At 60.2% G+C, this 26,759-nt stretch carries 27 protein-coding genes; 9 read left to right on the forward strand and 18 right to left on the reverse strand.

Translation table 11 applies throughout. The features are described from left to right. Positions 1–4: 4 nt before the first annotated feature. On the reverse strand, positions 5–1,261 hold the full coding sequence (locus DWY05_RS07335; RefSeq protein WP_117821198.1) for an MFS transporter: 1,257 nt from the start codon (positions 1,259–1,261) through the stop codon (positions 5–7). A gap of 66 nt (positions 1,262–1,327) precedes the next feature. Beyond that, positions 1,328–2,209, reverse strand: a complete 882-nt coding sequence (locus DWY05_RS07340) for an SDR family NAD(P)-dependent oxidoreductase (protein WP_117821197.1) — start codon at positions 2,207–2,209, stop codon at positions 1,328–1,330. Between the two features lie 233 nt (positions 2,210–2,442). On the opposite strand from DWY05_RS07340, the gene DWY05_RS07345 reads away from it, so the two are divergent. Then, a complete protein-coding gene (locus tag DWY05_RS07345) occupies positions 2,443–3,321 on the forward strand; it encodes a LysR family transcriptional regulator (RefSeq protein WP_233504050.1) in 879 nt (292 codons plus the stop codon). A 319-nt stretch (positions 3,322–3,640) separates the two neighbouring features. Here DWY05_RS07345 and DWY05_RS07350 read toward each other — a convergent pair whose 3' ends face one another. From DWY05_RS07350 to DWY05_RS07360, 3 genes are read right to left on the reverse strand one after another with little or no spacing between them, the layout of a single operon-like run. Beyond that, positions 3,641–5,560, reverse strand: coding sequence for an ABC transporter ATP-binding protein (locus DWY05_RS07350; protein WP_117821195.1), 1,920 nt, complete (start codon positions 5,558–5,560; stop codon positions 3,641–3,643). Further along, positions 5,553–7,367, reverse strand: coding sequence for an ABC transporter ATP-binding protein (locus tag DWY05_RS07355; RefSeq protein ID WP_117821194.1), 1,815 nt, complete (start codon positions 7,365–7,367; stop codon positions 5,553–5,555). Before DWY05_RS07355 ends, DWY05_RS07350 begins: the two co-directional genes overlap by 8 nt. Beyond that, complete coding sequence (locus DWY05_RS07360) at positions 7,360–7,863, reverse strand: MarR family winged helix-turn-helix transcriptional regulator (protein WP_117821193.1); 504 nt, start codon at positions 7,861–7,863, stop codon at positions 7,360–7,362. The genes DWY05_RS07355 and DWY05_RS07360 overlap by 8 nt, the downstream gene beginning before the upstream one ends. Before the next feature lie 211 nt (positions 7,864–8,074). Here DWY05_RS07360 and DWY05_RS07365 point away from each other — a divergent pair, with 211 nt between their 5' ends. Together DWY05_RS07365 and DWY05_RS07370 are read left to right on the forward strand one after the other, a co-directional pair. Further along, positions 8,075–8,899, forward strand: coding sequence for a PfkB family carbohydrate kinase (locus tag DWY05_RS07365; RefSeq protein WP_117821192.1), 825 nt, complete (start codon positions 8,075–8,077; stop codon positions 8,897–8,899). Next, a complete protein-coding gene (locus DWY05_RS07370) occupies positions 8,892–9,221 on the forward strand; it encodes a TIGR04076 family protein (RefSeq protein ID WP_199409600.1) in 330 nt (109 codons plus the stop codon). The genes DWY05_RS07365 and DWY05_RS07370 overlap by 8 nt, the downstream gene beginning before the upstream one ends. 124 nt (positions 9,222–9,345) lie before the next feature. Here DWY05_RS07370 and DWY05_RS07375 read toward each other — a convergent pair whose 3' ends face one another. The 12 genes from DWY05_RS07375 to DWY05_RS07430 all read right to left on the reverse strand — a co-directional run bounded on the left by DWY05_RS07375 (position 9,346) and on the right by DWY05_RS07430 (position 19,350). Next, a complete protein-coding gene (locus DWY05_RS07375; protein WP_117821191.1) occupies positions 9,346–9,792 on the reverse strand; it encodes a low molecular weight protein-tyrosine-phosphatase in 447 nt (148 codons plus the stop codon). Between the two features lie 172 nt (positions 9,793–9,964). Further along, positions 9,965–11,170 carry a site-specific integrase gene (locus DWY05_RS07380; RefSeq protein WP_117821190.1) on the reverse strand — a complete coding sequence of 402 codons (1,206 nt, stop codon included), beginning with the start codon at positions 11,168–11,170 and terminating at the stop codon, positions 9,965–9,967. 98 nt (positions 11,171–11,268) lie between these two features. After that, complete coding sequence (locus DWY05_RS07385; protein WP_117821189.1) at positions 11,269–11,511, reverse strand: hypothetical protein; 243 nt, start codon at positions 11,509–11,511, stop codon at positions 11,269–11,271. A gap of 611 nt (positions 11,512–12,122) precedes the next feature. Then, entirely contained in the window at positions 12,123–12,404 is a 282-nt protein-coding gene (locus DWY05_RS07390; protein ID WP_117821188.1) for a hypothetical protein, read from the reverse strand. After that, a complete protein-coding gene (locus tag DWY05_RS07395) occupies positions 12,397–12,750 on the reverse strand; it encodes a cAMP-binding protein (RefSeq protein ID WP_117821187.1) in 354 nt (117 codons plus the stop codon). Before DWY05_RS07395 ends, DWY05_RS07390 begins: the two co-directional genes overlap by 8 nt. A gap of 233 nt (positions 12,751–12,983) precedes the next feature. Continuing rightward, complete coding sequence (locus tag DWY05_RS07400) at positions 12,984–14,129, reverse strand: hypothetical protein (protein WP_147335210.1); 1,146 nt, start codon at positions 14,127–14,129, stop codon at positions 12,984–12,986. A 25-nt stretch (positions 14,130–14,154) separates the two neighbouring features. Further along, the gene (locus tag DWY05_RS07405) at positions 14,155–14,982 is read right to left on the reverse strand and encodes an ECF transporter S component (RefSeq protein WP_117821185.1); all 828 of its coding nucleotides are present in this window, start codon (positions 14,980–14,982) and stop codon (positions 14,155–14,157) included. 69 nt (positions 14,983–15,051) lie between these two features. Then, complete coding sequence (locus DWY05_RS07410) at positions 15,052–16,038, reverse strand: hypothetical protein (protein ID WP_117821184.1); 987 nt, start codon at positions 16,036–16,038, stop codon at positions 15,052–15,054. 144 nt (positions 16,039–16,182) lie between these two features. Continuing rightward, on the reverse strand, positions 16,183–17,235 hold the full coding sequence (locus DWY05_RS07415) for a hypothetical protein (protein WP_117821183.1): 1,053 nt from the start codon (positions 17,233–17,235) through the stop codon (positions 16,183–16,185). 48 nt (positions 17,236–17,283) lie between these two features. Next, complete coding sequence (locus DWY05_RS07420; RefSeq protein ID WP_117821182.1) at positions 17,284–18,498, reverse strand: leucine-rich repeat domain-containing protein; 1,215 nt, start codon at positions 18,496–18,498, stop codon at positions 17,284–17,286. 48 nt (positions 18,499–18,546) lie between these two features. Continuing rightward, entirely contained in the window at positions 18,547–18,849 is a 303-nt protein-coding gene (locus DWY05_RS07425; protein ID WP_117821181.1) for a hypothetical protein, read from the reverse strand. Between the two features lie 36 nt (positions 18,850–18,885). Then, positions 18,886–19,350, reverse strand: coding sequence for a hypothetical protein (locus DWY05_RS07430; RefSeq protein WP_117821180.1), 465 nt, complete (start codon positions 19,348–19,350; stop codon positions 18,886–18,888). Between the two features lie 161 nt (positions 19,351–19,511). Between DWY05_RS07430 and DWY05_RS07435 the strand changes: the two genes are divergently transcribed. Next, positions 19,512–19,862: a helix-turn-helix domain-containing protein gene (locus DWY05_RS07435; RefSeq protein ID WP_255413195.1), complete on the forward strand. Its 351-nt coding sequence runs from the start codon at positions 19,512–19,514 to the stop codon at positions 19,860–19,862. Between the two features lie 191 nt (positions 19,863–20,053). Here the strand turns inward: DWY05_RS07435 and DWY05_RS07445 are convergent, their stop codons facing one another. After that, positions 20,054–21,289 carry an MFS transporter gene (locus DWY05_RS07445; protein WP_233504049.1) on the reverse strand — a complete coding sequence of 412 codons (1,236 nt, stop codon included), beginning with the start codon at positions 21,287–21,289 and terminating at the stop codon, positions 20,054–20,056. A 162-nt stretch (positions 21,290–21,451) separates the two neighbouring features. Here DWY05_RS07445 and idi point away from each other — a divergent pair, with 162 nt between their 5' ends. From idi to DWY05_RS07470, 5 genes are all read left to right on the forward strand, one after another. Then, positions 21,452–22,399 (forward strand): isopentenyl-diphosphate Delta-isomerase, encoded by a 948-nt coding sequence (gene idi / locus DWY05_RS07450; protein ID WP_158558709.1) that lies wholly within the window; start codon positions 21,452–21,454, stop codon positions 22,397–22,399. 244 nt (positions 22,400–22,643) lie between these two features. After that, positions 22,644–24,101, forward strand: coding sequence for an SLC13 family permease (locus DWY05_RS07455; RefSeq protein ID WP_199409597.1), 1,458 nt, complete (start codon positions 22,644–22,646; stop codon positions 24,099–24,101). A 143-nt stretch (positions 24,102–24,244) separates the two neighbouring features. Further along, on the forward strand, positions 24,245–25,732 hold the full coding sequence (locus tag DWY05_RS07460; protein WP_117821178.1) for a UbiD family decarboxylase: 1,488 nt from the start codon (positions 24,245–24,247) through the stop codon (positions 25,730–25,732). Positions 25,733–25,765: 33 nt separating this feature from the next. Next, a complete protein-coding gene (locus DWY05_RS07465; protein ID WP_117821177.1) occupies positions 25,766–26,344 on the forward strand; it encodes a UbiX family flavin prenyltransferase in 579 nt (192 codons plus the stop codon). Between the two features lie 80 nt (positions 26,345–26,424). Then, complete coding sequence (locus DWY05_RS07470; protein ID WP_199409596.1) at positions 26,425–26,748, forward strand: MerR family transcriptional regulator; 324 nt, start codon at positions 26,425–26,427, stop codon at positions 26,746–26,748. The last annotated feature ends 11 nt before the right edge of the window (positions 26,749–26,759 follow it).

Raw genomic sequence — 26,759 nt, forward strand, 5'->3', positions numbered from 1 at the left:
AAAACTAGGCGGACTTCTTCTTGCTGTCGGAGACCATCATGTAGACGGTGAGCACGACGGCGATGGCGGCGATCACGATGGCACCGTAGAAGGACTGCTGGTAGGCGGCGCTGCCGGCCTCGGCGTGATACAGCACGGCGGTGATGGGCTGGCTGATCCAGGTGGAAGCGGCGTAGCCCAAAAACATGATGCCGTAGTTGACGCCGATGTTGCTGGTGCCAAAGGCGCCACCGGTGAGCGGCGGGTAGATGACGAGCAGGGCGCCAAAGCTAAAGCCGAGCAGGGCGAGCGCCACGAAGAACATGCTCTGCGTAAAGCTCATCGACATGATGACGAGCGCGACGATGGTGACGACAAGGCTGATGAGCAGCGACTTATAGGCGCCGAGCTTGTCGATGATCTGGCCAAAGGACAGGCGACCGACCAGGTTGGCGCAGGTGTTGACGGAGACCACCACACCGCCGAGGGCGACGGCCGCGGCGCTCGTGGGGTCGGCGAAGAGCTGGACGGCGGCGATGGAGGCAACCTTGCCGACGAGCAGGGTGCCCGCGGTGGCGGCAAAGGCGAAGGTGACGATGAGGACCCAGAAGCGCGGGGTCTTGACCATCTCGCCCGGGGTGAGGTCGCCGAAGGTGCCGGCATGTGCGCCACCCTTGGGGGCCTCGAAGCCCTCGGGCAGCCAACCGGCCTCGGGGGCCTTCAGGAACAGGGCGGAGGCGGCGATCATCACAAAGAAGATAACGCCGAGTGCCTTGAGGGCGCCAAAGATGCCGAGGCTCGGGATGAGCAGCGAGGCGAGCACCGGGGACAACACGGCGGGGCCGGCGGTCGAAGCGGCCAGGGTGATGCCGGAGGCGAGACCCTTCTTGTCGATGAACCACTTTTGGCCGGTGGTGAGCGCCGGGTTGTAGCCCAAGCCGTTGCCGACGGCGGCGACGAGCGAGAACCACAGGTAGAACTGCCACGGCTCGGTGACGGTGCCGGACATGAACCAGCCCACGCCGTAGCACACGGCGGCGGCGATTACGACGTTGCGCGGGCCGATCTTATCGGAGATGCGGCCGGCGAAGATGCCCGTCACGGCCATGATGGTCTGGAAGACCGGGAAAGCCCAGGTAAGGGCGCTCGACCACTCGGGGTAGACGGCGAGCAGGTTCTTGCTCACGACGGAATACAGCGCGATGGAGCTGATGAAGAACATGGTGACGCACGCGGCGGAAAGCACGACGGCGCGACCCTTGTTGGAGTTGGTGGAAGCCATTGGACTCTTTCTAATCGATACGGGGGAGGAGCGGGCGTGTTCGCGAGGTCTCCCTGTCAGGTTGGTTTACTGGTCAGTCGGCTTTGCGACGCCGGACTCATCGGACCAGAGCTCGACACCCTTGTTCTTAAGGTAGTTGTCGGCATAGGCGCGACGGCCGCCGGGCTTGGCGGTGAGGTCGCCCATCATGTTGGAGAAGCCGCCATCGACCTTGATGGCGTCGCCGGTGGTAAAGTCCGAGCGCTTGGACGCCAGGAACATGACAGCGTTGGCGATATCGCTGACCTCGCCGATGCGGCGCGTGGCGATCAGGCGGCTGCGGCTCTTCTCGACCTCGGGGTCGGCGTAAAAGCTCGCCGACATGGGGGTCTTAACAAAGCAGGGCTCGACGCAGTTGGAGCGCACGCCGTAGGGACCCCACTCGGCAGCGAGCATCTTGGACATCATGTTGACGCCGGCCTTGGTGGAGCTGTACACGCCCGAGAACGTCTCGGGGGAGTGGCTGGCGACGGTCGAGATGTGCACCAGGCGACCCTGCCCGGCCTTGATCATCTCGCGACCAAAGCGCTGCGAGGTGATGAAGTAGCCGGTGAGGTTGACGTTGATGACCTCGTTCCAGTCGGAGAGCGGCAGGTCCTCCATGGCTGCGAAGCGCAGGATGCCGGCGGTGTTGACGAGAACGTCGACGCGGCCGAAGTCGGCGATGCTGGCGTCGACGGCGGCCTGAACCTCGGCCTCGTCGGTGGCGTTCATCTTGTAACCCTCGGCGTGGATGCCAAACTCGGCGGCGAGGTCGGCGGCTGCGGCCTTGACCTTTTCCTCGTCCAGGTCGAGCAGGACGACGTTGGCGCCGTTGCGGGCGAACTCGCGGCAAATCTCGACGCCCATACCGCCGAGCGCGCCAGTCACGGCGCAGACATCGCCCTCGAGCTTAAGCCAATTGCTCATAGGAACTTCCCTTCTTGTGCCTCTCGGTGGGTCGCTCCCATTAACCGACCCACGTGGTTTTCGCTGGTTATCGTATGCTTTGCATTTGCGCAGGTGAATTGCATATTTGTTAGAATGGCGTTAACCGTAGGTTTACACTGTGCGATGCAGTTTATTCTCAATTGAGCGCGTGACCTGCGAAAACGACCCTCTGCGGTGCTGTGGGCCCGCGCGTGCGAAAACGGGAGATTGACGTGTACGATCGACGACTTGAGGCCATATCGGCCGCCGCGGAGCTAGGAAGCTTCTCGCGTGCGGCGGCAAAATTGCGCGTGTCGACCCCGGCGCTCGTCAAGCAGGTGTCGGGTTTCGAGGCCGAGTTTGGTATCACGCTGTTCGAACGCTCGCACTCGGGCGTCAAGGTGACGCCGGCGGGCGCTCTGCTGGTGGACGACGCACGCTCGATCATGCGGCAGTCCGAGGATGCGTTGCGCCGTGCCCGACGCGCGGCGGGCGATGGCGGTGCCGTGCGCCTGGGTGTGTCGATGATGTGCCCGGGGCGCCAGACGCTGTCGATGTGGTCGGGCATCCACGATCTGGAACCGTCTCTGCGATTTGAGATCGTGCCGGTAAGCGATCTCTATGACGAGCGCGAATCCGTCATGCGCAGCTTGGGCCGCGAGGTCGATGTGGTGCAGTCGAGTTTTTCTACCCCGCGCTGGGGCGACGCCTGCCAAAAGCTTCGCATCGTTAACGTGCCGTTTTATATCGACGTGCCGCGCACGAGCCCGCTGGCGCGCAAGACACGCATTACGGTCGCCGACTTGGAGGACATGCGCCTGCGCGTGCTCCGCCACGGCAACGACGCTATGGACAGCCTGCGTATCGATCTTTTGGCAGACGGCGGCGTGGACGTGATCGATGTGGATAACTTCGACTTTGCGCTCTTTAACGAAGCCGAGGAAAAGGGTGACGCGGTGCTCACCTGCGGCGCATGGTCGGGGGTGCACCCGGCCTTTGTGGGCGTGCCGTTCCTGTGCGGCCGCGAGGTGCCGGTCTTTCTACACTACCCGCTCGAGCCAACCCTCCAAGTACAAAAATTCGTCAACGCCATGGCCCAACTCCTCAACTAGTTCATTTGGGATGAGTAGTCTTTTTGGGACGGGGCTTTTTTAGCTACCCAATCTGGTGCCGTCGAAGCATGACGCCGTATTTGGCACAGGGTAGCTAAAAAGCCCCGTCCCAAAAAGACTAACAAAACGAGGCCCTGGTCAAACGGCCAGGGCCTCACCAACTTTTATTCTGTTTTAATGACGGGTTGATTGCGTGCAGGAGGTCTCCCAGGCGGGCCGGGGTGTAACTTCCGCGCGCAGTTTCGCAGCGAAGCGAGAATGTTTGAGCACGGAGGTTGCACCCCGGCCCGCCTGGGAGACCTCCGTGGAACAAACCTGCCTACTCCAGCTCAAACGCACCCGTGTACAGCTGGTAGTAGTACCCGCGCTTGGCAATCAGCTCGTCGTGGTTGCCGCGCTCGATGATGCGGCCGTGGTCCAGGCAGATGATCGCGTCGGAGTTGCGCACGGTGGAAAGGCGGTGCGCGATGACAAACGTCGTGCGGCCCTCCATGAGCTTATCCATGCCCGCCTGCACGATGGCTTCGGTGCGGGTGTCGATGGAGCTCGTGGCCTCGTCCAGAATCATTGCCGGCGGATCGGCGACGGCGGCGCGCGCGATCGAAATCAGCTGGCGCTGGCCCTGCGACAGCTGGGCGCCGTTGCCGGTGAGCATGGTGTCGTAGCCGTCGGGCAGGCGGGTGATAAAGTCGTCCGCGCCCGCGAGCTTGGCTGCCGCGATGCACTCCTCGTCGGTCGCATCCAGGTTGCCGTAGCGGATGTTGTCCATCACGGTGCCGGTGAACAGGTTCACGTCCTGCAGTACCACGCCCAGCGAACGGCGCAGGTCGGACTTGCGAATCTTGTTGACGTTGATGCCGTCGTAGCGGATCTTGCCGTCGGCGATGTCATAGAAGCGGTTGATGAGGTTGGTGATGGTCGTCTTGCCGGCACCGGTGGCACCGACAAACGCGACCTTCTGGCCCGGCTTGGCAAACACGGACACGCCGTGCAGCACCTCGTGGTCGGGCGTGTAGCCAAAGTCGACGTTGTCCATGACCAGGTCGCCGCGCAGCGGTACGTACTCGATCTCGCCGGTTGCACGGTGCGGATGCTTCCATGCCCACATGCCAGTATGGTGGTCGGCCTCCTCGAGCTCCCAGGTCTCGGGGTTTACCTGCGTGTTGACGAGCGTCACGTAGCCTTCGTCGGCCTCGGGCTCCTCATCGATGAGCTCAAAGATGCGGTCGGCGCCGGCCAGACCCATGACCACGGCGTTGATCTGCTGCGAGATCTGGCCGATCTGTCCGCAGAACTGCTTGGTCATGTTAAGGAACGGCACCACGACGGCGATCGACAACGCCATGCCCGAGATGCTCAGGTTGGGCACGCCCAGCGCCAGGAAAATGCCGCCGGCAAGGGCCACCAGCACGTAGAGCAAGTTGCCCAGGTTCATAAGGATGGGCATGAGGATGTTGGCGTACATGTTGGCCTTCTGTGAGACCTCGAAGAGCTTTTCGTTGCGCTCGTCAAAATCAGCCTCGGCGGCAGACTCGTGGCAGAACGCCTTGACGACTTTCTGGCCGTTCATAACTTCCTCGATATGGCCCTCGACCACGCCGAGTTCGGTCTGCTGCGCAATGAAGAAACGCGCGGAGTTGGAGCCGAGCAGCTTGGTCATAAAGGTCATAAAGGCGACGCCGGCGATGATGACCAGGCACATCCACACGCTGTAGTACAGCATGATAAAGAACACCGTGACGATGATGATGATCGTCATGAGCAGGTTGGGCAGCGACTGACTGATCATCTGGCGCAGCGTATCGATGTCGTTGGTGTAGTGGCTCATGATATCGCCGCGCTGGTGCGTGTCGAAGTAGCGGATCGGCAGGTCCTGCATGCGGTTGAACATCATCTCGCGCAGCTTCTCCAGCGAGCCCTGCGTGACGATAGCCATGGCGCGGTTCCAGAAGAGCGAGGACAGGACACCGACGCCGTAGATGCAGGCGAGGGTGGTCACGAGCTGCAGAATCTTGGGCTGTGCGGCTTCCCAATCGCCCGACTGCCACGATTCGCTAATAATCTGCAGGGCGCTCTGCAGGAAGGTCGCGCCGATGGAGTTGATGATGGCGCAGAGCACCACGCCGGCGACGACAAGGGGCAAAAGCACGGGATAGAAGCCAAAGAGCGTCTTGATGAGGCGCGACATGGTGCCGCCCTTACGGTTGAGCGCGCGCTCGGCGGTCGTTGCCTTACTCATGTGCCTCGCCTCCTTCCTGGGTCTGAGCTTGCGTTGCGGATGCCTCGGCGTCGGCCTCGACGGCCCCTTCGCCCTCGGCAGACATCTTGTTTTGCGAGGTAAAGGTCTCGCGGTAGATTTCGCTCGTCTTAAGCAGCTCATCGTGGTTGCCGATCTGCGCGATACGGCCGCCCTCCATGACGATGATGCGGTCTGCGTCCTGCACGGAGCTGATGCGCTGGGCGATGATGAGCTTGGTCGTGTTGGGCAGATAGCTTGCCAGCCCTGCGCGGATCTTGGCGTCGGTCTTGGTGTCGACGGCGCTGGTGGAGTCGTCCAGGATTAAGATCTTGGGGCGACGCAGCAGGGCACGCGCGATGCACAGGCGCTGCTTCTGACCGCCGGAAACATTGGAGCCGCCCTGCTCGATCCAGGTGTCATAGCCCTTGGGGAAACCGTCGACAAACTCGTCGGCGCAGGCCAGATGCGCTGCCTCGCGGACTTCCTCGTCGGTGGCGTTCGGGTCGCCCCAACGCAGGTTCTCGGCGACGGTGCCGCTAAACAGCACGTTTTTCTGCAGCACCATGGCGACCTGGTGGCGCAGCGCGTCCAGGTCGTAGTCGCGCACGTCCACGCCGCCCACGCGCACAGCGCCTTCGGTGGTGTCGTACAGGCGGGCGATGAGGTTAACGAGCGTGGACTTGGCCGAGCCGGTGCCGCCGATGATGCCGATGGTCTCGCCGCTCGTAATGTGCAGGTCGATATCGTCGAGCGCCTGGCGCTTCGCATGCTTGGAATACTTAAAGCTCACGTGGTCAAAGTCGATGGAACCGTCGGCAACCTCGAGCACGGGCTCGGCGGGATCGGCGATCGTGGGCTCGGCGGCCAGCACCTCGGCAATGCGGTGTGCCGATTCGTCGGCCATGGTCACCATGACAAAGATCATCGACAGCTGCATCAGGCTCATGAGAATCTGGAAACCATAGGTAAAGGTCGAGGAGAGCTGGCCCACGTCGAACAGCGTGCCCTGGCTCGTGATGATGAGCTTGGAGCCCAGGTAGATGATGACGACAAACGCGCCGTTGACGCAGATGTTCATCATGGGGTTGTTAAAGGCGAGCAGCTTCTCGGCGCGGGTGAAGTCCATCTGGACGTCGCGCGCGGCGGTCGCGAACTTCTCCTTCTCAAAGTCTTCGCGCACATAGCTCTTGACCACGCGCATGCCGGTGACGTTTTCCTCGACGGACTCGTTAAGGGCATCGTACTTGTGGAACACGCGCGAGAAGATGGGGCGCACCTTAAAGATGATAAAGAACAGTCCAAAGCCCAGCAGCGGAATGATGACCAGGTAGACCATGGCGACGCTGCCGCCCATGATAAACGCCATGGTAAAGGCGAAGATCAATACCAGCGGCGCGCGCACGGCGATACGGATGATCATCATAAAGGCCTGCTGCACGTTGTTGATATCGGTGGTCAGGCGCGTGACGAGCGAGGAGCTCGAGAACTCATCGATGTTGGCAAAGCTGAACGTCTGGATCTTGTAGAACAGGTCGTGACGCAGGTTCTTGGCGAAGCCGCAACTCGCATGGCTGCAGGTGACGCCTGCCGCGGCGCCAAAAGCCAGCGATGTCAGCGCGATGAGCACCAAAAGGCCCGCGGTGGGAAGCATCTCGGCTACGGTGGCGCCGTCTTTGATGGCGTCGATCAGGTTGGCGGTGATAAATGGAATCAGCATCTCGCAGAGCACCTCGCCAAGCACGAGCAACGGCGTGGCAACGGTGACTTTCATATAGTCGCGGATGCTGCCCATGAGGGTTTTAATCATCCAGTTCCTCCCAGGTTACACGGATTTTCTCGAGCATTTCGGCGAGCTGCTCGCGCTCGTCGTGGGTGAGGGCACTAAAGGCTTGCTCTCTAAAGCGAATGCGGGCCGCCTGGTCGATGCGGGCGTTTTCCCGGCCGGTTTCGGTCAGGCGAATGGTGAGCTGCCGTCGATCCTTGGGGTTACGGCTGCGCTCGATGAGGCCGTTGAGCTCGAGCTTGGACAGGATCTCGGAAAGCGATCCCGGCTTGAGGTCAAAGTGCATGCCGAGCTCCTGCTGCGACATCTCGCCGCCGGGTTGCTTGGCCAGCAGGCAGATGATGGGCGCCTTGCCGGACACGCCTCCGCCATGAAAATGCATGTAATGGCCGCAAAAGCCCAGGCCATTGAGGATGCGCTTGGCAAGCTTGTCTTCCGAGCCAACCGCTTCGGGTACATCAGCCGGCTGTGACGGGTCGCCGCCGGGTTCGTGCGGATAGACGAGTGGTTCAACACACATATCTAAGCTTCGCTCCTTTCTTTAGTTAGGTAGTGGAATTGTTTTGTGCCTAACCAATTTAGGAGCGTGAGAAATGAATGTCAAGGTACCAAACTAGTGGTTACGCGGTTTTACCAAACCGCGTAACGGCTCGACGCTGCAAACGCTCCCTGCGCTAAACTTAGTCGCACTATGGCGCTGCTGCGCCACGCCCAATCCAAGGGGGACTTTCATGAAGAACACTCAGCTGCTGCTGATCAACGATATGTGCGGTTACGGCAAGGTTGCGCTTTCCGCCATGCTGCCGGTGCTGTCGCACATGGGCTACCGTATCCATAACCTGCCGACGGCGCTCGTTTCCGACACGCTCAACTACCCCAAGTTCTACATCCACGACACCACCGAGTATGTGCGCCAAAGCCTCGCTGTCTGGGAGGAGCTCGGCTTTGAGTTCGACGCTATCTCGACCGGCTTTATCGTGACCGAGGAAGAGACGCGCATCATTTCGGACTTCTGCCACCGCCGCGCGCAAAAGGGCACCAAGGTGTTCGTCGACCCCATTATGGGCGATAACGGCAAGCTCTATGCCGGCGTGCCCGAGTCCACGATTGGCCTCATGCGGCACCTGCTGGAGTGCGCAGACTACGCGGTGCCCAACTACACCGAGGCCTGTCTGCTCACCGATACGCCTATCGCCGAGCAAATTACGCCCGACGAGGCCCGTGCTCTTGTGGATGCCGTGCGTGTCCTGGGCGCCAAGTCGGTGGTCATTACGAGCGCTGTGGTCGACGGTGCGAATGTCGTCATCGGCTACGACCATGTGGCGGGGGAGTACTTTACGATTCCCTTCGAGCTGATTCCGGTCTACTTCCCGGGCACGGGCGACACGTTCTCGGCAGTGCTCGTCGGCCGCGTTATGGCCGGTTGGAGCCTGCAGTGCGCGACGAGCGATGCCATGCGTGTGGTAGCGGAGCTCATCGAGCGCAATGCCGACCAGGAGGATAAGTCCGCCGGCCTTCCCATCGAGGCCTGCCTGGATGTGATTGACCATGAGTAACGCCGACGAGAGCAGCACCGAGGCGGCGGACGAGAACAAGCCGCTCGGTGCCCCGCGCGGCAGGCGCCCACGTATTCGTATTAGCTGCGTGGACCAGCTGGGCACATGCCGCTGCCATCACGGGCACAAGCCGGGTGACGTCTTCGACTTCGACCGCGACCGCGGCAAGATGTGCGCCATGGCCTGCCATGTGGGCTTTCCCTATATCGATATCCTGCGCTATGGCGGAACCGTGCCTGGCAACGAGCCTGGTACGGCAAAGTTCTGCTGCCCCGAGCTCGATACGCTGAACGTCTGGCTCGCTGAGGTTGTCGACGAGTAATCGAGCGAATCAATCGAGCGAGGTTTTTCTCCCGTTTAGAGCGCGCTTGAACGCTCAAAGTGGGAGATCATCCACGCTCGTTTTATGCCGATGGCGTGGCACGTGCGTCCGCGTGCTCGCTTGCCTATAACTGCTCGAGCATAGCGGTGCAGCCGGCGAGCACATCGCGGTAGGTGGCATCGAAGTTGCCGGTGTACCAGGGATCGGCCACGTCGCCGGGACGATCGGTCCAATCGAGCAAGCGCGTAATCTTGCCGTCGGGGTCGTCGCCAAAGATGCGACGCAGGCCACGCGCGTTCTCAGCATCCATATAGACAATGTGATCCCAGTCGCCATACTCCGCGCGACGCACCTGGCGCGCACGGTGGGCAACGACAGGAATCCCGACTTCACGCAGCTTGGCAACGGTACCGTGGTGTGGCGGGTTGCCGATCTCCTCAGTTGAGGTCGCTGCAGAATCGATGACAAACTCGCCCGCGCGCCCAGCGCGGCGCACCAGCTCGGTAAACACCGACTCAGCCATCGTCGAGCGGCAGATGTTGCCATGGCATACGAACATGATTCTGTGCATCCTTGGACTTCCTCTCATATATCAGGATTTCCGCAGGTGATAAATGCTGTTCGTATGTCATCGCCCAGTCGCGGAATCCCGAATCGACTCGTGTATGAGCGGATATTTTCCGCCGCAAAAGTTGTAAATTCGGTTGTAAACCTCGCGGATTTACAACTTCGTACACTTTAGCTTACGCGGCACCATCCGTCATGCGGAGCATGTCGCCCCTCACGTCCTCGAATCCAAGGTGGGTGTACGTGTTGTATGTCACGCTAATGTCCGAGTGCCCCATGATGTACTTGAGCTTCGCGGGGTCCATCCCCTTGCGAGCCATCTTGGAGCAGAACGTGTGTCGGCATACATGCGGGGTAATCTTGGGAAGCCCCTTCTTGTAGATGCTATTGTGCTTGCGGAGGGAGAGCTGGAAGTACTTCTCCCAGTGCATCGCAACCTTCGGCATGTCGTTTTTGTCTAGAAGCAGGAATCCGCTCACTCCGTTAACGACGGGCTCGACAGGTGGGTTGGCACGCTTTTGAAGGATTGCCTTGAAGCATTCTTTGACTTCCTCGGACATGGGTACGTATCGCTCGCCGCTTTTCGTTTTGGGGCGTTCGATGTAGTACCTCATATCGCTGCCCCTCTGCAGCTGCTTGTTGACGCGGATGCTTCCGTTTTCGAAGTCGAGGTCAGATTTTGTGAGGCCGCAGAACTCCGAGATGCGCAGCCCCGTGTTGAAGAGGATGTAGAACGCTTCATAGTATCGCGAGTAATGCTTATCTCCCTTGATGAAATCGAGGAACCTGCGCTCGTCCCGTGGGGACAAGGCCTCGCGCGCAATGGAGTCATTGACGAGTACGGTGGCAAGCTCGAAGTTGAACGGGTTGCGCCTGATGAGGTCGTCTTCCTCCGCTAGCTGGAAAGCTGGGCGAAGCACTCCTCGAATGCAATGAATCGCGCTGTAGCTTTTCCCGAGTTCGCCTTGAAGATAGATGAGCCAATTCTTCGCGTCGAGCGTCGTTACATCGCCGATCTTCCTGCTTCCGAACTCGTCCTTGGCGAGAAAGTTCATAACCGTCTTATAGCCCGCGCGCGTAGTCGGGCGCACCGCCGTCTTGGTCGCGACGTACTTTTCAACCAATTCGAGAACGGTCATCCCGTTTGGTGCAACGCGGTCAAACAGATCGCGTTGCACCTGCTTCTCGATTTCGCGGAGGCACGGCCCCGACTTTTTGCCCTTGGGAGGGAGGTCGTGCGTGGTAAGCGTCCACGAGTACTTGTACTTCGTCTTGCCTTTCACGTCTTTGAACTTGAAATAGTACTGGCCGTTCGGGCGCTGCCCCTCTCCTTGGCGAAGGATGCGCCCCTTGCTGTCTTTCCTCGTGGGCACTCTTGTCATCTCCTCTCCTTATGGATGTGCCCCGATGCTGCTTCGCTGGTGCATCGGGGCACATAATTGCTAGTGGTACGGGCTGCGCGGGATTGCTTTCGAGAACCCTAGCGACGATTCGTGTTCCAATACAGCAGATCGCTTACAAAGTAATAGCGATGAGATGAGTCATAGCAGTGACGAAGATGCGCAGGCCCGATGCCATCACCGCTGTCTACCATCAACTGCAAAAGCCTGGTTGCCCCAAGAAACTTCTTTGCCTCCTCTTCGTCAACGACCAACATGGCATTTTCGAGCATGCTGTACACAGGGTTCTCAGACGCATCCCGAACACTTGTCTCCTTGCTCATTCGAGCCTCCTTTTCAATCGGCGTTGCTTGCAACGCAATTTCAATTCGACCCGAGAGTACCCGCACCGTTGCGCATCAGCAAATCGAGAAAACCCTGATAAATCAGTATTTTTGTTTGCATCCGTTCATAAATGAGGAGAAAAAAGTCAGTGCTATATTTCGAGATTCACGGGGTCTCCATACGCATGCCCTTCGCCCGTGCGCATCTCGCTTCGCTCGATGCTCGTGGGTTTATTTGTATGAAGTACGCGGGCGTTGGGCATGGGACTGTCGGCTATGCCGACCGCAGCGCACGCTGCGTCAGTCCCCCTTATGCCCTTTTGCCTTTTTTGCCCCCGAAGCGTATAGCGGAGGGAGCCAAGGCGATTTCTCCTGATATATGGCGTGAAACGCTGTAGAAAACAAGGCATGTTTTAGGGGTTGGATCTGTCGAAGATTGCGACAGTTGTAGAAAGCGCTTCGAAAAGCCCCATAAACGGGGCGATCTTCTCGGAGGATTTTCTACAAGTTCAGGCGTAAAGTGACGACGTGTAGAAAGCGCGTCTTGAGTGCGCGCGGAGCAAAAAATAAAGGGCGCAGCGATTGTTTTCGCTGCGCCCTTCGGCGTCGTTTCAGTCGTAGATTATCGGAGCGGGCACGAGCCGCCAAGCTGTGCCTAGATGATTTACCCCAAGGACGTACAGGTCAAGCTCCTCGTCGTAGAACACCGGCTCGCCCGTGTGATCCATGACAAACGACGGGTCCTGTATGATGTACCACTGGAAAATCTCCTCCCACGGCGCCCAGTCCCCGCTCACAAGCTCAAGCGGGCGTTTTGCCATCTCGTTTGCGAGCACCATGTTCCCGCACGTCTCGGCGAGGTCGGCGTAGGTCTTGATGCCGTAGTCACTCATCGCTTTTCCCCTCCGCTTCCCGCTCCTCGGTTCGCTTGAGACATTCAGCCACGCAGTAGCGCATGGTGCGCAGGGCCTCGCAGTCGATGCTCTCCGCGAGGATGTCCCCGTCGAGTACGACCTCGCCCAGAGCGTTCACGAACCGCCACTCCATCACGTTGTCGATGCGCTTGAGCACGTCCTTCAGGGTGCTGCTGTCGCGCATGGGGGCGTTCCCGTCCACCTTCGCCATGCGCTCAAGCTCCTTGGCCTTCGCCGAGCAGATGCGGGCGGTGCGCCTGAGCACCTGCGCCCTCCACATGGCCTCCTCCTGGGGGCTGTTGGGTTCAAGATGCTCCTTGTCCATCGTGTACCTCCTTATCTTCGTTTCAGAGGCACCCGACGCCGCAGGCGTCTTTCACGCATGCCCATCCAAAGCCCACCGAAAGATCTCGAAAAGCCCTTCAAAGGTCGGTGCGCCGTCGCTGATCCTGTTTCGCGGTATTCCGGATCATCTGGGCAAAAACAAAGGAGAACACCCGTTATACGGATGCTCCCCTTGTTTGGGAAACGGACGCACGTGCCGTGACGGTCCCGTCGTTACTGACGAGCGCCGCACGAACTGCAATACACGTAGTCCACGTAGGTTTCGGTCTTGTTGTAACCGTGGTCTTCCTTGTGGGAACCAGTCTGAACCTGCTGAGTCTCGTAGATGGTCTCAGTACGGTAATTGTCAGGTACACCTTGCTTAATGAGTGCCACACTGTGCCACTTGGCGTCATTGCTATCAGTGGTGGTGTAGCCGTCATAAGCGAAGATATACTTGGTGCCGACAGCGACCTGCTGAGTGCCGTAGTCGGGCACGTCGACCCAGTTGCTTACCCAGACGTTACGGGTAGCCGTATGGTTCACCCAAGTGTGCGTATGGGCGGGCTTGGAAGGCTGGCTGGACTGGGAAGGCTTGCTGGAAGCCGAACCAGAATTGCCAGAGTTCGAAGAACCAGTGCTGGAAGACTGGGAACCAGCGTTGCCGTTGTCAGCCTTATTGCCGTCGTTCTTGGCAGACGGGGTCGTCTGTGCAGGCTTGTCGTTGACATCGACGTCCTTGTCGGCGTCAGTGGCCTCCTGCTTGGTCTTGTCGCTCGCGTTCGGGTTCTTGGCGACGTTGCCGTCGAGCTTGTCGAGGATGCTCGTGCCCGCGTTACCCTTCAAGGTCTCATCGCCGTTCTCGATGGCGTCCTTGGTCTTGTTGACGATGTCGGCGAGCATATCGTCAGTGACCTTGTCGGCGGGAATCTGCGCCATAGGGCAGTTGACGGCAGGTGCGGTCTTCGCGTCGGCATCGACGGTGATGTCGACGGGAGCGCCCGTGTCGTAGATGTCGAATGCGGAACCGTCGGAGTTGACGGGGCTGACGAAGCTCACGGTGTAGTCGCCCTCGGCGAGTTCGACCGTGGAAGTGCCCTTGTTGCCATCGGCATCAGGGGTCACCGCGTGGTAGAAGTCCACATCGTTGCCCTCGATATGGGCGATGGCGGGCGTGGAGTTCTCGTCCCAGCCGTGGTCGGCCGTGACGCTGAGGGTCACATCGACGGTTCTTGACTCCTGCTGTTCTAGTTGTTGCTCGGACGTTGCGAACGCTCCACTTGCCACGGCTATCGCAACAACGATCGCAACAACGATCGCAGCGGCTATCGCTGCGACTTGGGGCTCATGCGAGCGCGCCCACTGGGATAATCCGTTCATTATCCATCCCCCTTGCCTGTTTCTGTTAGCGCCGCAACCTGCTCGCTATTTGGTCGAGGCTCTTGCTCACGCTGGAGGCGCTTGTGCGAATCTGATCGAGGCTGCTGCTCGCGCTTGCGGTGTTCGCGTTGATCTGCTGAGCCTGATTGAGAATCTGCCCCTGCATGAACAGATTGCCCAATTGCAGCATATTCCCGATTCTTTGCTGGTTGAGAATCTGCTGCTGCCCAGCCTCCATGCGGCGCTGGTGCATCTCGGTCTCGTAGAGGTTGACCATCTCCTGCACGGTGGTGGCGCGATGGTTGCGCACGGCAGCAAGGAAGAAATCCACGGCTTCGATGCTGTCGTAATCCATGGGGTACCACGGGGCGACCTGCGAAGCCCATTGCTGCTGTACGGCGAAAATCTCCCGCTTGGTTTGCTCGATGCTCTGGGCTAGGGCCTGGTTGTTGGCTTCAACTTGTTGGTTGCTTTGGTCAATCGCGGCATTTCTCTGGGAGCGGCTTTTGTCCGCTGTCTTCGCTATGACCTTGTATAGAATCGCACCGATGATAGCTGAGACGATGAGGTTCACGATATTCCAGACCGCCAATTGAAGCTCCGGGCCTCCCATCGAGAAGAACGGAAGGGTAGGGAGATACGTTATTACCTTAAGTGACGTGCTCGTGATAAGCGTGAACGCGATAAGGAAGCCCCCGATTGCGTAGAGGACGGGGTGCCTTTTGGTCTTCTTTTCCGTCTTGGCGGCGAACTGAGTGGTGAGTTGGTTGATACGTTCCTGAAGGTCAACCACCCTATGCATCAAATCGTGCGCCGTGGCAACGCCTGGCAACAGACTTGCCTGTTCCTCCATGTTTGCTCCTTTCTATTTCACGGATATAGCCCGAGCTCCCATCGGGCTATATCCGTGCGTATCGATTGCCTAGTCCACCTCTATCCCTTCGGCATCGGGGGTGTCCCACGTGAAGCCCGCGTGCCCCTCGTTCACGACGGTGGCGAGGCCGGAGTAACCGCCGAAGGTCGTGCCATAGACGGTCTGGGTGGTCGAGTAGGTGGGCGAACAGAGTTCGATGGATTTTTTGGTCGAGCTGAACGCGCTGCCGGGAATCTCGGCATTATTGTTCCAACCGTAGTCATTTAAAATGCGAAAGCGTGTTCTGTCGCTTGTTAGGTCGTTTTTATCCGCATCGATGTTTGCTCGGTAGAAGGAGAACTTTGCGAGCTGGAAAACAAGCGACTCGTTCGCCGCCGCATTACCGCTGCCATCTGTTTCGAGACGGAGCGTATAGGGCTTCGCCTCGGGTTCTTGATAGGCGGCAGCTTTATTGAATGCCTGTCCTTTGTTTGCAGCGTCGAGAGCATCCTGCGTGTTGTCCAACGTGGTCTGGTACATCTCGACGATCTGGGCTCGGTCTTCCTCGGGCGCATTCTCGATGCCATAGTCTCCGTAGTAGTTTGTCGAGTCGTACGTACCGGCGTCCGCCTCTGCCTTCAATGTGTCATAGCATTGCTGCCACGCTTTGATAGCTTCATCGGTAGCATCGATTGCCGCCTGCTTCGCAGTATTGAAGGCTGCTTCGTCCTGCTGCTTCGCCAGCTCGACGATTTTATCGTCGGACAGACCGTCGAGGTCGCCGAAGGTCAGGCTCTCGCACTGGTAGCTCGCAACGTTACCGTTCCCGTCGAAGGATAGGACTTCCTCGATTGCCACGTCCTTTCCTATCTGCTTGTCGCCGTCGTAGACCATCCACACGCCCGCCTGGCCGAAAGCCTGCGAAGCAGGCACGGGCTCGCTCGCGTTCTTGACGCCTTTGCCTGAACCGCTACATCCAGCCAGCCCAAAGCCCGCTATGGCAACCGTCCCGATGCCGAATAGCTTGAGCGCCTCTCTCCTCGTGTACTGCTTCATGGTTGTTTTCTCCTTTTGCGTTCGCTTGCTTTGTCGATTTAGCTTGTTGCTCGATGCTTTCCCGTCGGCTTTGATGGGAAGGGGGCAAGTCGAACGACTGCCCCGGTAAAGATTCCGGAGCCGTTCGGCTTGTCCCTATGCAACTTATTGTTGTTGTTGGCTTTCCTGCTGTGCCTTGAGCCACTCTCTCGCGTTGAGCTGATCCTGGAATTGGGAGTTCGTCATGCCGTCGCCGCGGACGGAGTTGGGATCGTTCGGGTCCCATGACTTGGTGAGCCCGATCGTCAGATACTTCTCCAGGCCGTCTCCCGCCCCGTTGCCGACATATACGTTCAGTCCGGTGCCGGTCGCGCCGAGTTCCTGCGTGCCGTATACCGGCCACGGGTTATCTTTCGCAACGGCGATGCAGATTGCGCCGCCGTAGTCGTTGGCCGGTTTGTGCGAAATCTGCCACGTGTGGTCGTCTAGCTGGGTCACGCTCCACTCGTTCTGCTTCCAATCGGACGGCACGTCCACGTAGAAGTAGTCGGTCGTGAACGAATGGCCACCGCTGGATGCCTGGTCCGTTGACGTCTGCTCGCTCTCGGAAGTGCTCGCCTCGGTGCTCTTATTCGCCTCGTCGGTCTTTTTCTCTTCCTCGGCCTTCTTGGCTGCCACGGCATCGTCCCTGCGCTTTTGTGCCTTCTCTTTGAGCTTGTCGAGCTTTGACGAGCTTATGCCGCTGTCCTTTGCTGCCTTATATGCCGCATCGATCTGCGCGTCCGTCACCTCTTCTGCGGGGACAGGCTTGATGGTGATTTCCTTCTTGACGTTGACTTTGCCGTCCTTGTCGATGCTGACCTTCGTGGACGCGCCCTTGGTGTCGTAGATGGTTCCGTCCGCCGCGATGGGTGACGCCTCGATCGCAAGGCGGTAATCTCCCGGCCTGAGGGCGATGTCCGAAGAGTCCGACCCCGCGTGGAACACGCTGTCCACACTGTTGCCCGAGGAGTCCTTTCCGGTGGCATGGATGGTGATCTTCGTGCCCTTTCGCGTGTCAAGCCCTTCGGCGTTTACGACGAGGGGGACGCCGTAGGTCTTGGATACCTGCGCCGAGAGATATAGATAGGCGCCTCCGCAGCAGATGGCGACCACCGCCGCGATACCTATCGCCACCCACAGTGCCGCCCGCTTCTTTTTGCCGGATCTGTCAGCCATCTCTTATCCTGCTTCCTTCCTCCGTGATGTCTGTTCGCTCTTGAGAAATTACTTTGAGGCGCGCATGCGCTCCATGAAGACGCCGGCCGAGATGAGCGCCAAGGATACTGCGAGCGTTGCGAGGAAGGGGAGGATGTTGTCACCCGTCTTGGGCAGCTCGCCGTTCTTGGCACCGGTTTTTGCGTTCGAGCCATTCGAGCCGTTTGCCTGCGCTTGCTTTTTCTGCTCGGTCGATGCCCCGAGGGCGGCGACGGTCTCGGTCTTGGTGGCGCCGCATTTGGTGCAGGTGTAGGTGCGCACGCCCTCCTTCGTCGCGGTGGGCTCGGTAGTTACGGTGCCCTTGTCCCATGTGTGGTCGGTCGCCGCGATCTCGCGCGTCTGGACGGCCCCGCAGATATCGCATGTCAGCTGCTCCTGCCCGGGCGCGGTGCAGGTCGCGGGGGTCGTGACCTTCCAAGTACCTTCGTGCGCGTCGCCGTCGATGGTATGGAACTCAACGGTGTTCACGCCGACCTCCTGACGCCACTTCGCATAGCGCTCCGCCTCGGTCCCCTTGTAGCCGATGATGCGGCAGTTGAGAATGGGCGTCGAATGGATGGCCGTGACGGATTTGGGGATCCAGACATTCTTGAGGCTGTCGCATTGGTTGAGGAACTGGTTGGGGATCTCGGTCACGCCCTCCTCGACATGCGCGTTCTCAAGGCTGGTGCAGCCGTAGAACTGCGCGTTGCCGCCGCCGCCCCATGTGGAACCGGAGGGAATGGTCACCGAGGTGAGCTTCTTGCAGTAGACGAAGACATCGGAATGCCAGTCGACGTTTGCGGGCAGCTTGATCTCGGTGAATCCCGCATTCTGGAACGCGCAGTTCCACACGCGCTCCAGCCCATCGTTCAGATGGACCTCGGTGAGGCTAGGGTTGTCCGCGAATGCGGAGACCCTGATGGTCTTCACCGTGGAGGACAGCGTCACCTTATGCAGGTTGCTGTACTGGACGCTACCGTACGAGGCGAACGCGGTGCCGGGGATTTCCGTGACGCCCTCGGCAACCTTGACCTCTGTAATCTGCGAGGCGTACTGCGTCCAGTCATATGTGGTTGCCGTGGGGATGTCCGCCGTCAACGTGAGCACGCCGTCGTTGAGCGTCCAGCCGTTGCCGCTGATTTCCTCGGCATAGGCGCCGCGCGCGCCGGACAGCAGTGCTACGCACAGGGCGAACACGCCCGCGAGGGTCAGCACCCCTCTTTTCCATGTCGTTGATTTCATCTTCCCTTTTCCTTTCTTTTGGGTTTACGTTTTCGTTAAATCGGCCGGTTACAGTCCGTTGCGTTTGCCGAACACATCGCGCGCGATCCAATCGACGTTCCTGCTCGTGCTTGCGGTGTTCGCGTTGATCTGCTGGGCCTGGTTGAGAATCTGCCCCTGCATAAAGAGGTTGCCGATCTGGAGCATGTTGCCGATGCGCTGCTGGTTGAGCATCTCCTGCTGCCCCGCCTCCATGCGTCGCTGGTCCATCTCGGTCTCGTAGAGGTTCACCATCTCCTGCACGGTGGTGGCGCGATGGTTGCGCACGGCGGAGAGGAAGAAGTCGACGGCTGCGGTGTTGTCATAGTCCATGGGGTACCACGGCGCGACCTCTGCCGCCCAGCGTTGCTACACGGTGAAGATCTCCTGCTTGGTTTGCTCGATGCTCTGCGCGAGCGCCTGGTTATTTGCGTCGACCACGGCGTTGTTGTTGTCGATATAGACGTTGCGGCGGGCGCGGGACGTGTCGGCCGCCTTGGCGATGACCAGGTAGAGGACCACGCCGATGACGGCGGAGACGATCAGGTTTACGGCATTCCAGACGTCCCTTTGGAGGTCCGGTCCTCCGGTCGCGTAGAACGGGAGGGAGAACGGATACGTGAGCGCGCAGAGCGGCGTGCTCGTGATGAGCGTGAAGGCGATGAGGAAACCGGCTATGGCATAGAGCATGGGGTGCCGCTTGGTCTTCCTTGCTGTCTTTTGCGAGAACTGCGTGGTCAGTTGGTTGATGCGATTTTGCAGATTGACCACGCGATGCATCAGGTCGTGCGCGGTCGTGATTCCCGACAGCAGATCTGCCGTTTGTTCCCCCACGGTCTTTACCCTTCTCCTCGATATGCGGGTGCGCCTTCGGCGCACCCGTTTTCGGAATGCTGACTATTGCTCATAATTGAACTATATAGGCAATATTTAGCCCTTACAGTTTATTATACTTGCAGAAAAATGCCCATACGATTCAAGTCAGATTGATTCATATGGGCGGTGATAGTGTGAAGTATTTCGAAATAGGCCAACGCATACGGCGGTACCGTAAGGCCTGCGGGATGTCGCAGGAGGCGCTGGCAGGAAAGGTCGGCATCTCCGTCACGCATATGAGCCATATCGAGACCGGAAACACTAAGCTGAGCCTGCCCGTGCTATCGAAGATTGCCGAGGAGCTTTCGGTCGGCGCCGACGCGCTGCTGTCCGACGAGCCGAGGCCTGATAAGTCGACGCTTTCGTTAGAGGTGCGAGAGATCCTGGATTCGTTCGAGGTCGACGAGCTGCCCGTGGCAATCGAAGTGCTTCGGGCGCTGCGGGATGCGATGGCTAAAAGACGCGGCTAGGGGCGAATTCCAGCACTCAAAAGTTGTGAAAAAGTTGCATAGCAGCAAGATGAAAAGGGCAAACCACTCATTTATGAGGCGGTTTGCTCCTTTAGTCAAATATTCCCATGACAGATAAACAGTACGCGTTGCATATGCGGTTTCCTTTCGATCGCCATCATCGAACTCGAGTATCGCAGCTAAGCCTAAGCCTACGCCCTCGCCCGCTTGCGCTCCCAGCGAGCCAACTTAATCGTCACCAGCGTGAGCGCCCAGGCCACAAGCGAGAACACGGCACCAACCGCGCCCACGTAGGCAATGCCAACGCTGCTTACCACGGCGCCGCCCACCGCGGTGCCAAACGAGATGCCGACATTAAACGCCATGGGCTCAACCGAACTCGCGAGCACCATCGACTTGGGATGGCGGCTGCGCGCCACGTCCATAAAGTGCGTGATGCACGACACCGAGAACAGGTACATGAGCAGCGCCAGGCTAAAGACAAAGACCAGCGCGAGCGGCATGGTGCCGCCCACAGCAAACAACCCGAGTAACGCCGCAGCCTGCAGCACAAACGTCACAAGCAGCGCCTTCATGCCAAAGCGCGCATCGATCCATCCGCCCAGGATGTTCGAGATCAGGCAGAACACGCCGTAGGCCATAAGCGTGGTACTGGCTTCGACCGTGCCCATGCCCAGTACCTGCTCCAGATAGGGCGTCACGTAGCCGTAGAATACGTAGACCGAGCCCACACCAAACAAGAAGATGAGCATGCCGGTGATGATGCTCGGTTCGCGTAGAAGCCCCGCCTGCTCGCGAAAGGTGGCAGGCTCGTCGGTTTGCCCAGCGCGCGGCATAAACGCCACGAGCGCTCCGCAGATCAAAACGGCAAAGGTCAGCGTGCCGTACATGGCCACGTGCCAATCGAGCGTGTCGGCCACGAACTTGCCGATCGAAGTGACAAAGACCATTGCCACGGAAAACGCACCGTACACGACCGAGATGGCAAGTGAGGTTTGCTGCGGAGACAGCAGCTCGGGGATGTACGTCACACCCACGGCGAGCAGTGCGCCCGAGACGGAGCCCAGGACAATGCGCGAGATAAACAGCACATGGAAGTTGGGGGCTAGCGCCATGACCAGGTTGCCGAGCACAAAGATGGCGCTGTAGCACACGAGCAGCTGGTAGCGGCGGAAGCGCCCCGTGCTGAGCGCAAGCACCGGCGTTGCGATGGCATAGACGAGCGCAAACACGCTGATGAGCTGGCCCGCGGTGGCAAGCGAGATGCCGAGCTCCGTCGCCAAGTCACTTTCGATGCCGATGACCACGAACTCGGAGCAGCCGAGCGAGAATCCCAACAGCACGAGCAGCGCCAGGCAGAGCTTGGTGCGCGCGGGGGAGAGCGCGGCGGCGGTTGATTTACTTTTAGACGTGGTTGCGGCGGTCAAGGTTGTCACTCCAATGTCGCATGAATAAGCGGGATTCAATCCCTGCAACTCTAACAGAATGTGTCAGGTGCCTGTCCCCCTTTGTCGCAGGCTGCGCTTGCCTGTATAGTCGCAATACAGGCGAAGATGGTCTCAGGTACATTGCGGGCGACAGGAGATCCCATGGGTATGCACACGACAAAGGTTGCAGTGGGCGAGGGCAAGTTTGCGCTCGAGGCCCAGTTGACGGTGACGCCGCGAGGCATGGCGGTGTACGCCTGCTCGCCTGAGTTCGCGCACCTGGGCGCCACGGCGCAGGCCATTCCGCGCCCCGAGCCCGGCCGTACGGCGACGGTGAGCATCCTGGCCGTTCCGTGTCATCGAGACGAGATCCCGGCGCACGATATCGCGGCGGCGCTGGCCACGCGCTTTGGCGTGCCGGTCGTTGCAAGTACGGGTTTTCATGTTGAACAGGCGAGCGGGGACGACCTGCAGCGCGTGCTCGACACCACCAAGGAGCTCATCGCCGCGCTCGAGGAGGCCGCAGCCCGCATTCTGCGCGCCGGCTGGGATGAGGGCGGCGCAGGCGCCGAGGTCGTGGCGGTCGATGCCGCGACCGGCGAGGCGCTCGGCCCCGTCGATCGCATCGAGGCCCATACCGGCGAGGGCATTCTGCATCAGGCATTTCTGACACTTCTGGTCGAGGGCCAGGGCGAGGGCGCGCGCCTGCTGCTCTGCCGCCGCAGCCCGCTCAAGCGCCTGTGGGGCGGGGTGCTGGCCGATAGCTGCGCCGGCCATCCGCTCCCCGGGGAAGACGTCGCGGCCGCCACGGCGCGTCGCATCAACGAAGAGCTCGGCATCACGCGCGCACCCGACCAGCTCAAACACCTCGGTCACGTGACCTACCGCGAGGACCACGGCGACGGCCGCTGCGAGTGCGAATGGTGCGAGGTCTACCTTGCCCATGTTGAGCCGGGCGAGCTGCATATCAACCAAGAGGAGATCTCGGAGGTGCGCCGCGTGGCCCCGTCCGAGCTCAAAGGCTACCTGCAGGGTCACCCCGAGCAGCTGGCCCCCTGGCTCCGCGAGGCCCTCGGCGACCCATCCATCCGTACGGCCCTCGCTATGTGAGAAAAGACAGTCCCTTTGCCACATCCAAACCGTCACAACATTCGGCGAAAATCTCAAAAACGAGGAAAAGCGTCGAATGTTGTGACGGTTTTTGTCCAGAGGGCCGCTTCTCATCCAAAAAAATCCGCTTGACTGTATTGCCGCAACACAGCGCAACGTAAGGGGTGTCCGATAACGGGCGCCCCTTTTTAAGTGGCAACGTGGCTGCGAATCCGGAGCGCCCCCCAACAAGAAAGGTGGGGAGATGGAAGCGGAAAAGAAGGCGTTTAAGATCACCAAGCGCGAAATTGGCTTTGTGCTGGGTATCGTTGTCTTTTTGCTGGTGAAGTTTCTTCCTTTGGCGGAGCTGAGCTCGACGGTCGAGCTCACGGTCGGCGGTCAGACCTGTCTGGCACTGACGCTCGCCACGGTGGTGTTCTGGGCATGTGGCGTGGCGCAGCCGGGCTTTGTGGGCCTGCTCTACTGCGCGCTGCTCGTTCTGTTTAAGGTGTGCGTGGACGACACGGGCGCCGCGAGCATCTCGGCGACGGTCGCCTCCACGTTTAGCTCGTGGACCAAGGCCACCATGTGGCTCGTCATCGGCGCCTACCTCATTGCCAGCGCGGTCAAGGAGTCGGGCCTGGGCGAGCGCATCGCCTATGCGTTCATGCTCAAGTTCGTGCGCGACGCCAAGTCGCTCATCATCTCGATCTTCGCGCTCACCTTTGTGCTGTCGCTGCTGATCCCTCATCCGTTCCCCCGCGCCTTCCTCATCCTCGCCGTCGTCTCGGTCATCGCCGAGTCCGCCGGCTACGGTGACGACGACCGCGGCAAGCTCGGCTTCCTCGTGTTTGCCGCTGCCGCCCCGGGCTCCATGTTCTTCCTGACGGGCGACTCCACGCTCAACCCGCTCGTTGCGCAGTACAGCGCCGAGGCCGGCGGCATGAGCCCGTCCTTTGTCGACTGGTTCCTGTACATGAGCGTGCCTATGCTGGTCGCGCTGCTGTGCACCCTGTTCTTGGGTCTCTTCCTCTTTAAGCCCAGCAAGGAGCTCGTCTACGATCGCGAGCAGATCGTGGCCAAGCAGGCCGCGCTCGGCAAGCTCTCCGTCAAGGAGATCCGCACCATCGTGTGGCTTGTCATCGCCATTGCGCTGTGGCTCACCGTCTCGGGCGACTATATCGGCTGGGTCACCCTGGCCATTGGCGTCGCACTCGCCATGCCCATCATCGGCGAGGTCCTCACGCCCGCCAGCTGGAACGCCGTCGACATCAAGTCCCTCATGTTCCTGACGGCTGCCATGGCCGTGGGTTCCGTGGGCGGTGCCACCGGCATGAACGCTTGGATCGCCGATGTCGTGCTTCCCAGTTCCGTGCCCGAGAACATCTTCCTGTTCGCCCTGCTCGTCGCCGCGCTCTCCATGATCATCCACATGTTCATGGGCTCGGTCATGGCCGTGCTCGGTGTGTGCGTGCCGGCGTTCATCAGCTTCGCGGCCGGCTCCAGCGTAAGCCCGCTCGCCGTGGCGCTCATCGTCTTCACGTCCATCAACATCCACTACATCCTGCCGTTCCACAACCTGCCGATCCTTATCGGCGAGGGCAAGGACGCCGGCGGCTACACCTCCAAAGAGGCCATGCGCATGGGTATTCCCCTCACCGCGGTCGTCTTTATCGTCGTGCTGGTCGAGGCCGCCTGGTTCCGCCTCTTTGGCCTGATGTAAGCGGTCGAGCGCTTGGGCTGTAAGCAGCCGAGTGCTCGAACTGCGAGTGGCCGAGCGTCCCATCTATGAGCGCCGCGGCCCCACTACGTTACCCAGCCCGGCGGCATCCTCGCCGCCGGGCACTCTCCCGAAAGGAGCATGCTATGTCCACTACCGATGCTTCCCAGATCCACGACCTGCGCTCCGCGCTCGACTTTTTGCGCGAGATGCCGGGCCAGCTGCTCGAGACCGACACCCAGGTCGATCCCGATGCCGAGGTCTCGGGCGTCTATCGCCACGTCGGTGTCGGCGGCACCGTTATGCGCCCGACCAAAGAGGGCCCGGCGATGGTCTTCAACAACGTCAAGGGCTTTGACGATGCCAAGGTCTGCATCGGCATGCTTGCCAGCCGCAAGCGCGTTGCCGCCCTGCTCGACCTGGACGAGGAGCACCTGGGCCTCGAGATCGGTAAGCGCTTCGAGAACCTGATCGCGCCTGAGCAGATCGCCGAGGGTGCGCACGTCGACTGCCAGGAGGTCGTGTACAAGGCGACCGACGAGGGCTTTGACCTGCGCAAGATCGTCCCCGCTCCCACCAACACGCCCGTCGACGGCGGCCCCTACATCACCATGGGCCTCGCCTATGGCACGAGCCCCGACGGCTCCCAGTCCGACGTGACCATCCACCGCTTCTCCTGCGTCGACAAGGACAAGCTCGCCATGTGGATCACTCCGGGCAGCCGTCACCTGGGTGCGTTCTTTGACGAGTACTGCCAGCGCGGCGAGGACATGCCCATCTCCATCTCCATCGGCCTGGACCCCGCCGTGTACATGTGCTGCGGCTTCGAGGCGCCCACCACGCCGCTCGGCTTTAACGAGCTGCAGATCGCCGGCGCCCTGCGCGGCCACGCCGTCGAGCTTGCCGACTGCGTCACCGTTCCGCAGAAGTGCATTGCCAATGCCGAGTATGTGCTCGAGGGCTACCTCATGCACGACGAGACCATCAACGAGGACGTCAACGGCCACGGCTACGCTATGCCCGAGTTTCCCGGCTACACCGGTGGCGCCAAGGTCTGCCCGGTGATCAAGATCGCCGCCGTCACCACGCGCATCAACCCCATTATGGAGAGCTGCATCGGCCCTTCGCACGAGCACGTGTCCATGGCTGGTATCCCCACCGAGGCTTCCATCTACAAGATGGTCGAGACCGCTATCCCAGGCCGCCTGCTCAACGTCCATGCCGCTCCCTGCGGCGGCGGCAAGTTCGTTGCCATTATGCAGTTCAAGAAGTCGAGCAAAAATGACGAGGGCCGTCAGCGCAACGCCGCCATGCTCGCCTTCTCGGCATTTTCCGAGCTCAAGCATGTGATTCTGGTCGACGAGGATGTCGACATCTTCGATATGAGCGACGTGATGTGGGCCATGACCACGCGCTTCCAGGCCGACGTCGACCTCATCACCATCCCCGGCTGCCACTGCCACGTGCTCGACCCGTCCAACGACCCCGCGTTCGATCCTTCGATCCGCGAGCACGGCATCGCCTGCAAGGCCATCTTCGACTGCACGGTCCCGTTCGACCTCAAGAAGAACTTCATCCGCTCGCAGTTCATGGAGATCGACACAGACAAGTGGGCCAAGGAGATTGCTTTCTAGTAAGTAGCCCTACCAAGTAGTTAAGGAGTTGTCATGCCTGAGTCTTCTGGCCGTCCCCGTCGCATTGTCGTTGGCGTGTCTGGCGCCAGCGGTGCCGCGCTGGGCCTTGAGTGCCTCAAATGTCTGCGTCAGGCCGGTGCCGAGTCGGCGCTTGTCGTCACGCGCGGGGGAGAGATCACCATCGAGCAGGAGCTCGGCATGACGCTCGACGAGTATGCCACGCATGCCGATGTGGTCTACGACAACAAGAATATCGGCGCCGCCATCGCAAGCGGCACCTATCCGGTCGATGGCATGATCGTGGCACCCTGCTCCATGAAGACGCTCGCCGGCATCGCGAGCGGCTACAGCGACAATCTGTTGCTGCGTGCGGCCGACGTGCAGATGAAAGAGCAGCGCCGCCTGGTGCTCATGGTGTGCGAGACGCCCTTCAGCGCCATTCACGTCGACAACATGGCGCGCCTGGCGCGCGTACCGGGCGTCATGCTCATGCCGCCCATGCTCACGTTTTACAACGGCCCCGTCACGCTCGACGACGCGGTGCATCACATCGCCGCCAAGGCACTCGAGGCCGTCGGCGTGTCATGCGCAAACTATAAGCGCTGGTCATAGGCGTCTTTAGGGTAGGATACGAGTAGTGTTTGAGCCCGCTGCCCCTGTGGGCGGCGGGCTTTGGTGTGTCGGGAGGATCTATGCAGACGGGCATGTATGCGATTAGCGAGATGGCGAGCTTGTTTAACGTTTCGCGCCAAACGCTCATCTATTACGACAAGATCGGTCTGTTTAAGCCCGCCGTGGTTAACGAAAAGGGCTACCGTTTCTATTCGCCCACGCAGATCCCGCTCATGCGTCTGATCTGCATGCTGCGCGACCTGGGGCTCGAACTCGACGAGATCGACCGTCTGACCTCGACGTTCGACATTGGCGAGATGACCGATCACCTGCGCTCACGGGTGCAGGCGCTCGATGAGCAGATGGTGACGCATAATTTCTTTCGCAAATTGACAACCGCATAGCGGAACACGGC

Source organism: Collinsella sp. AF23-4AC (genome assembly GCF_003462685.1).
GTDB lineage: Bacteria > Actinomycetota > Coriobacteriia > Coriobacteriales > Coriobacteriaceae > Collinsella.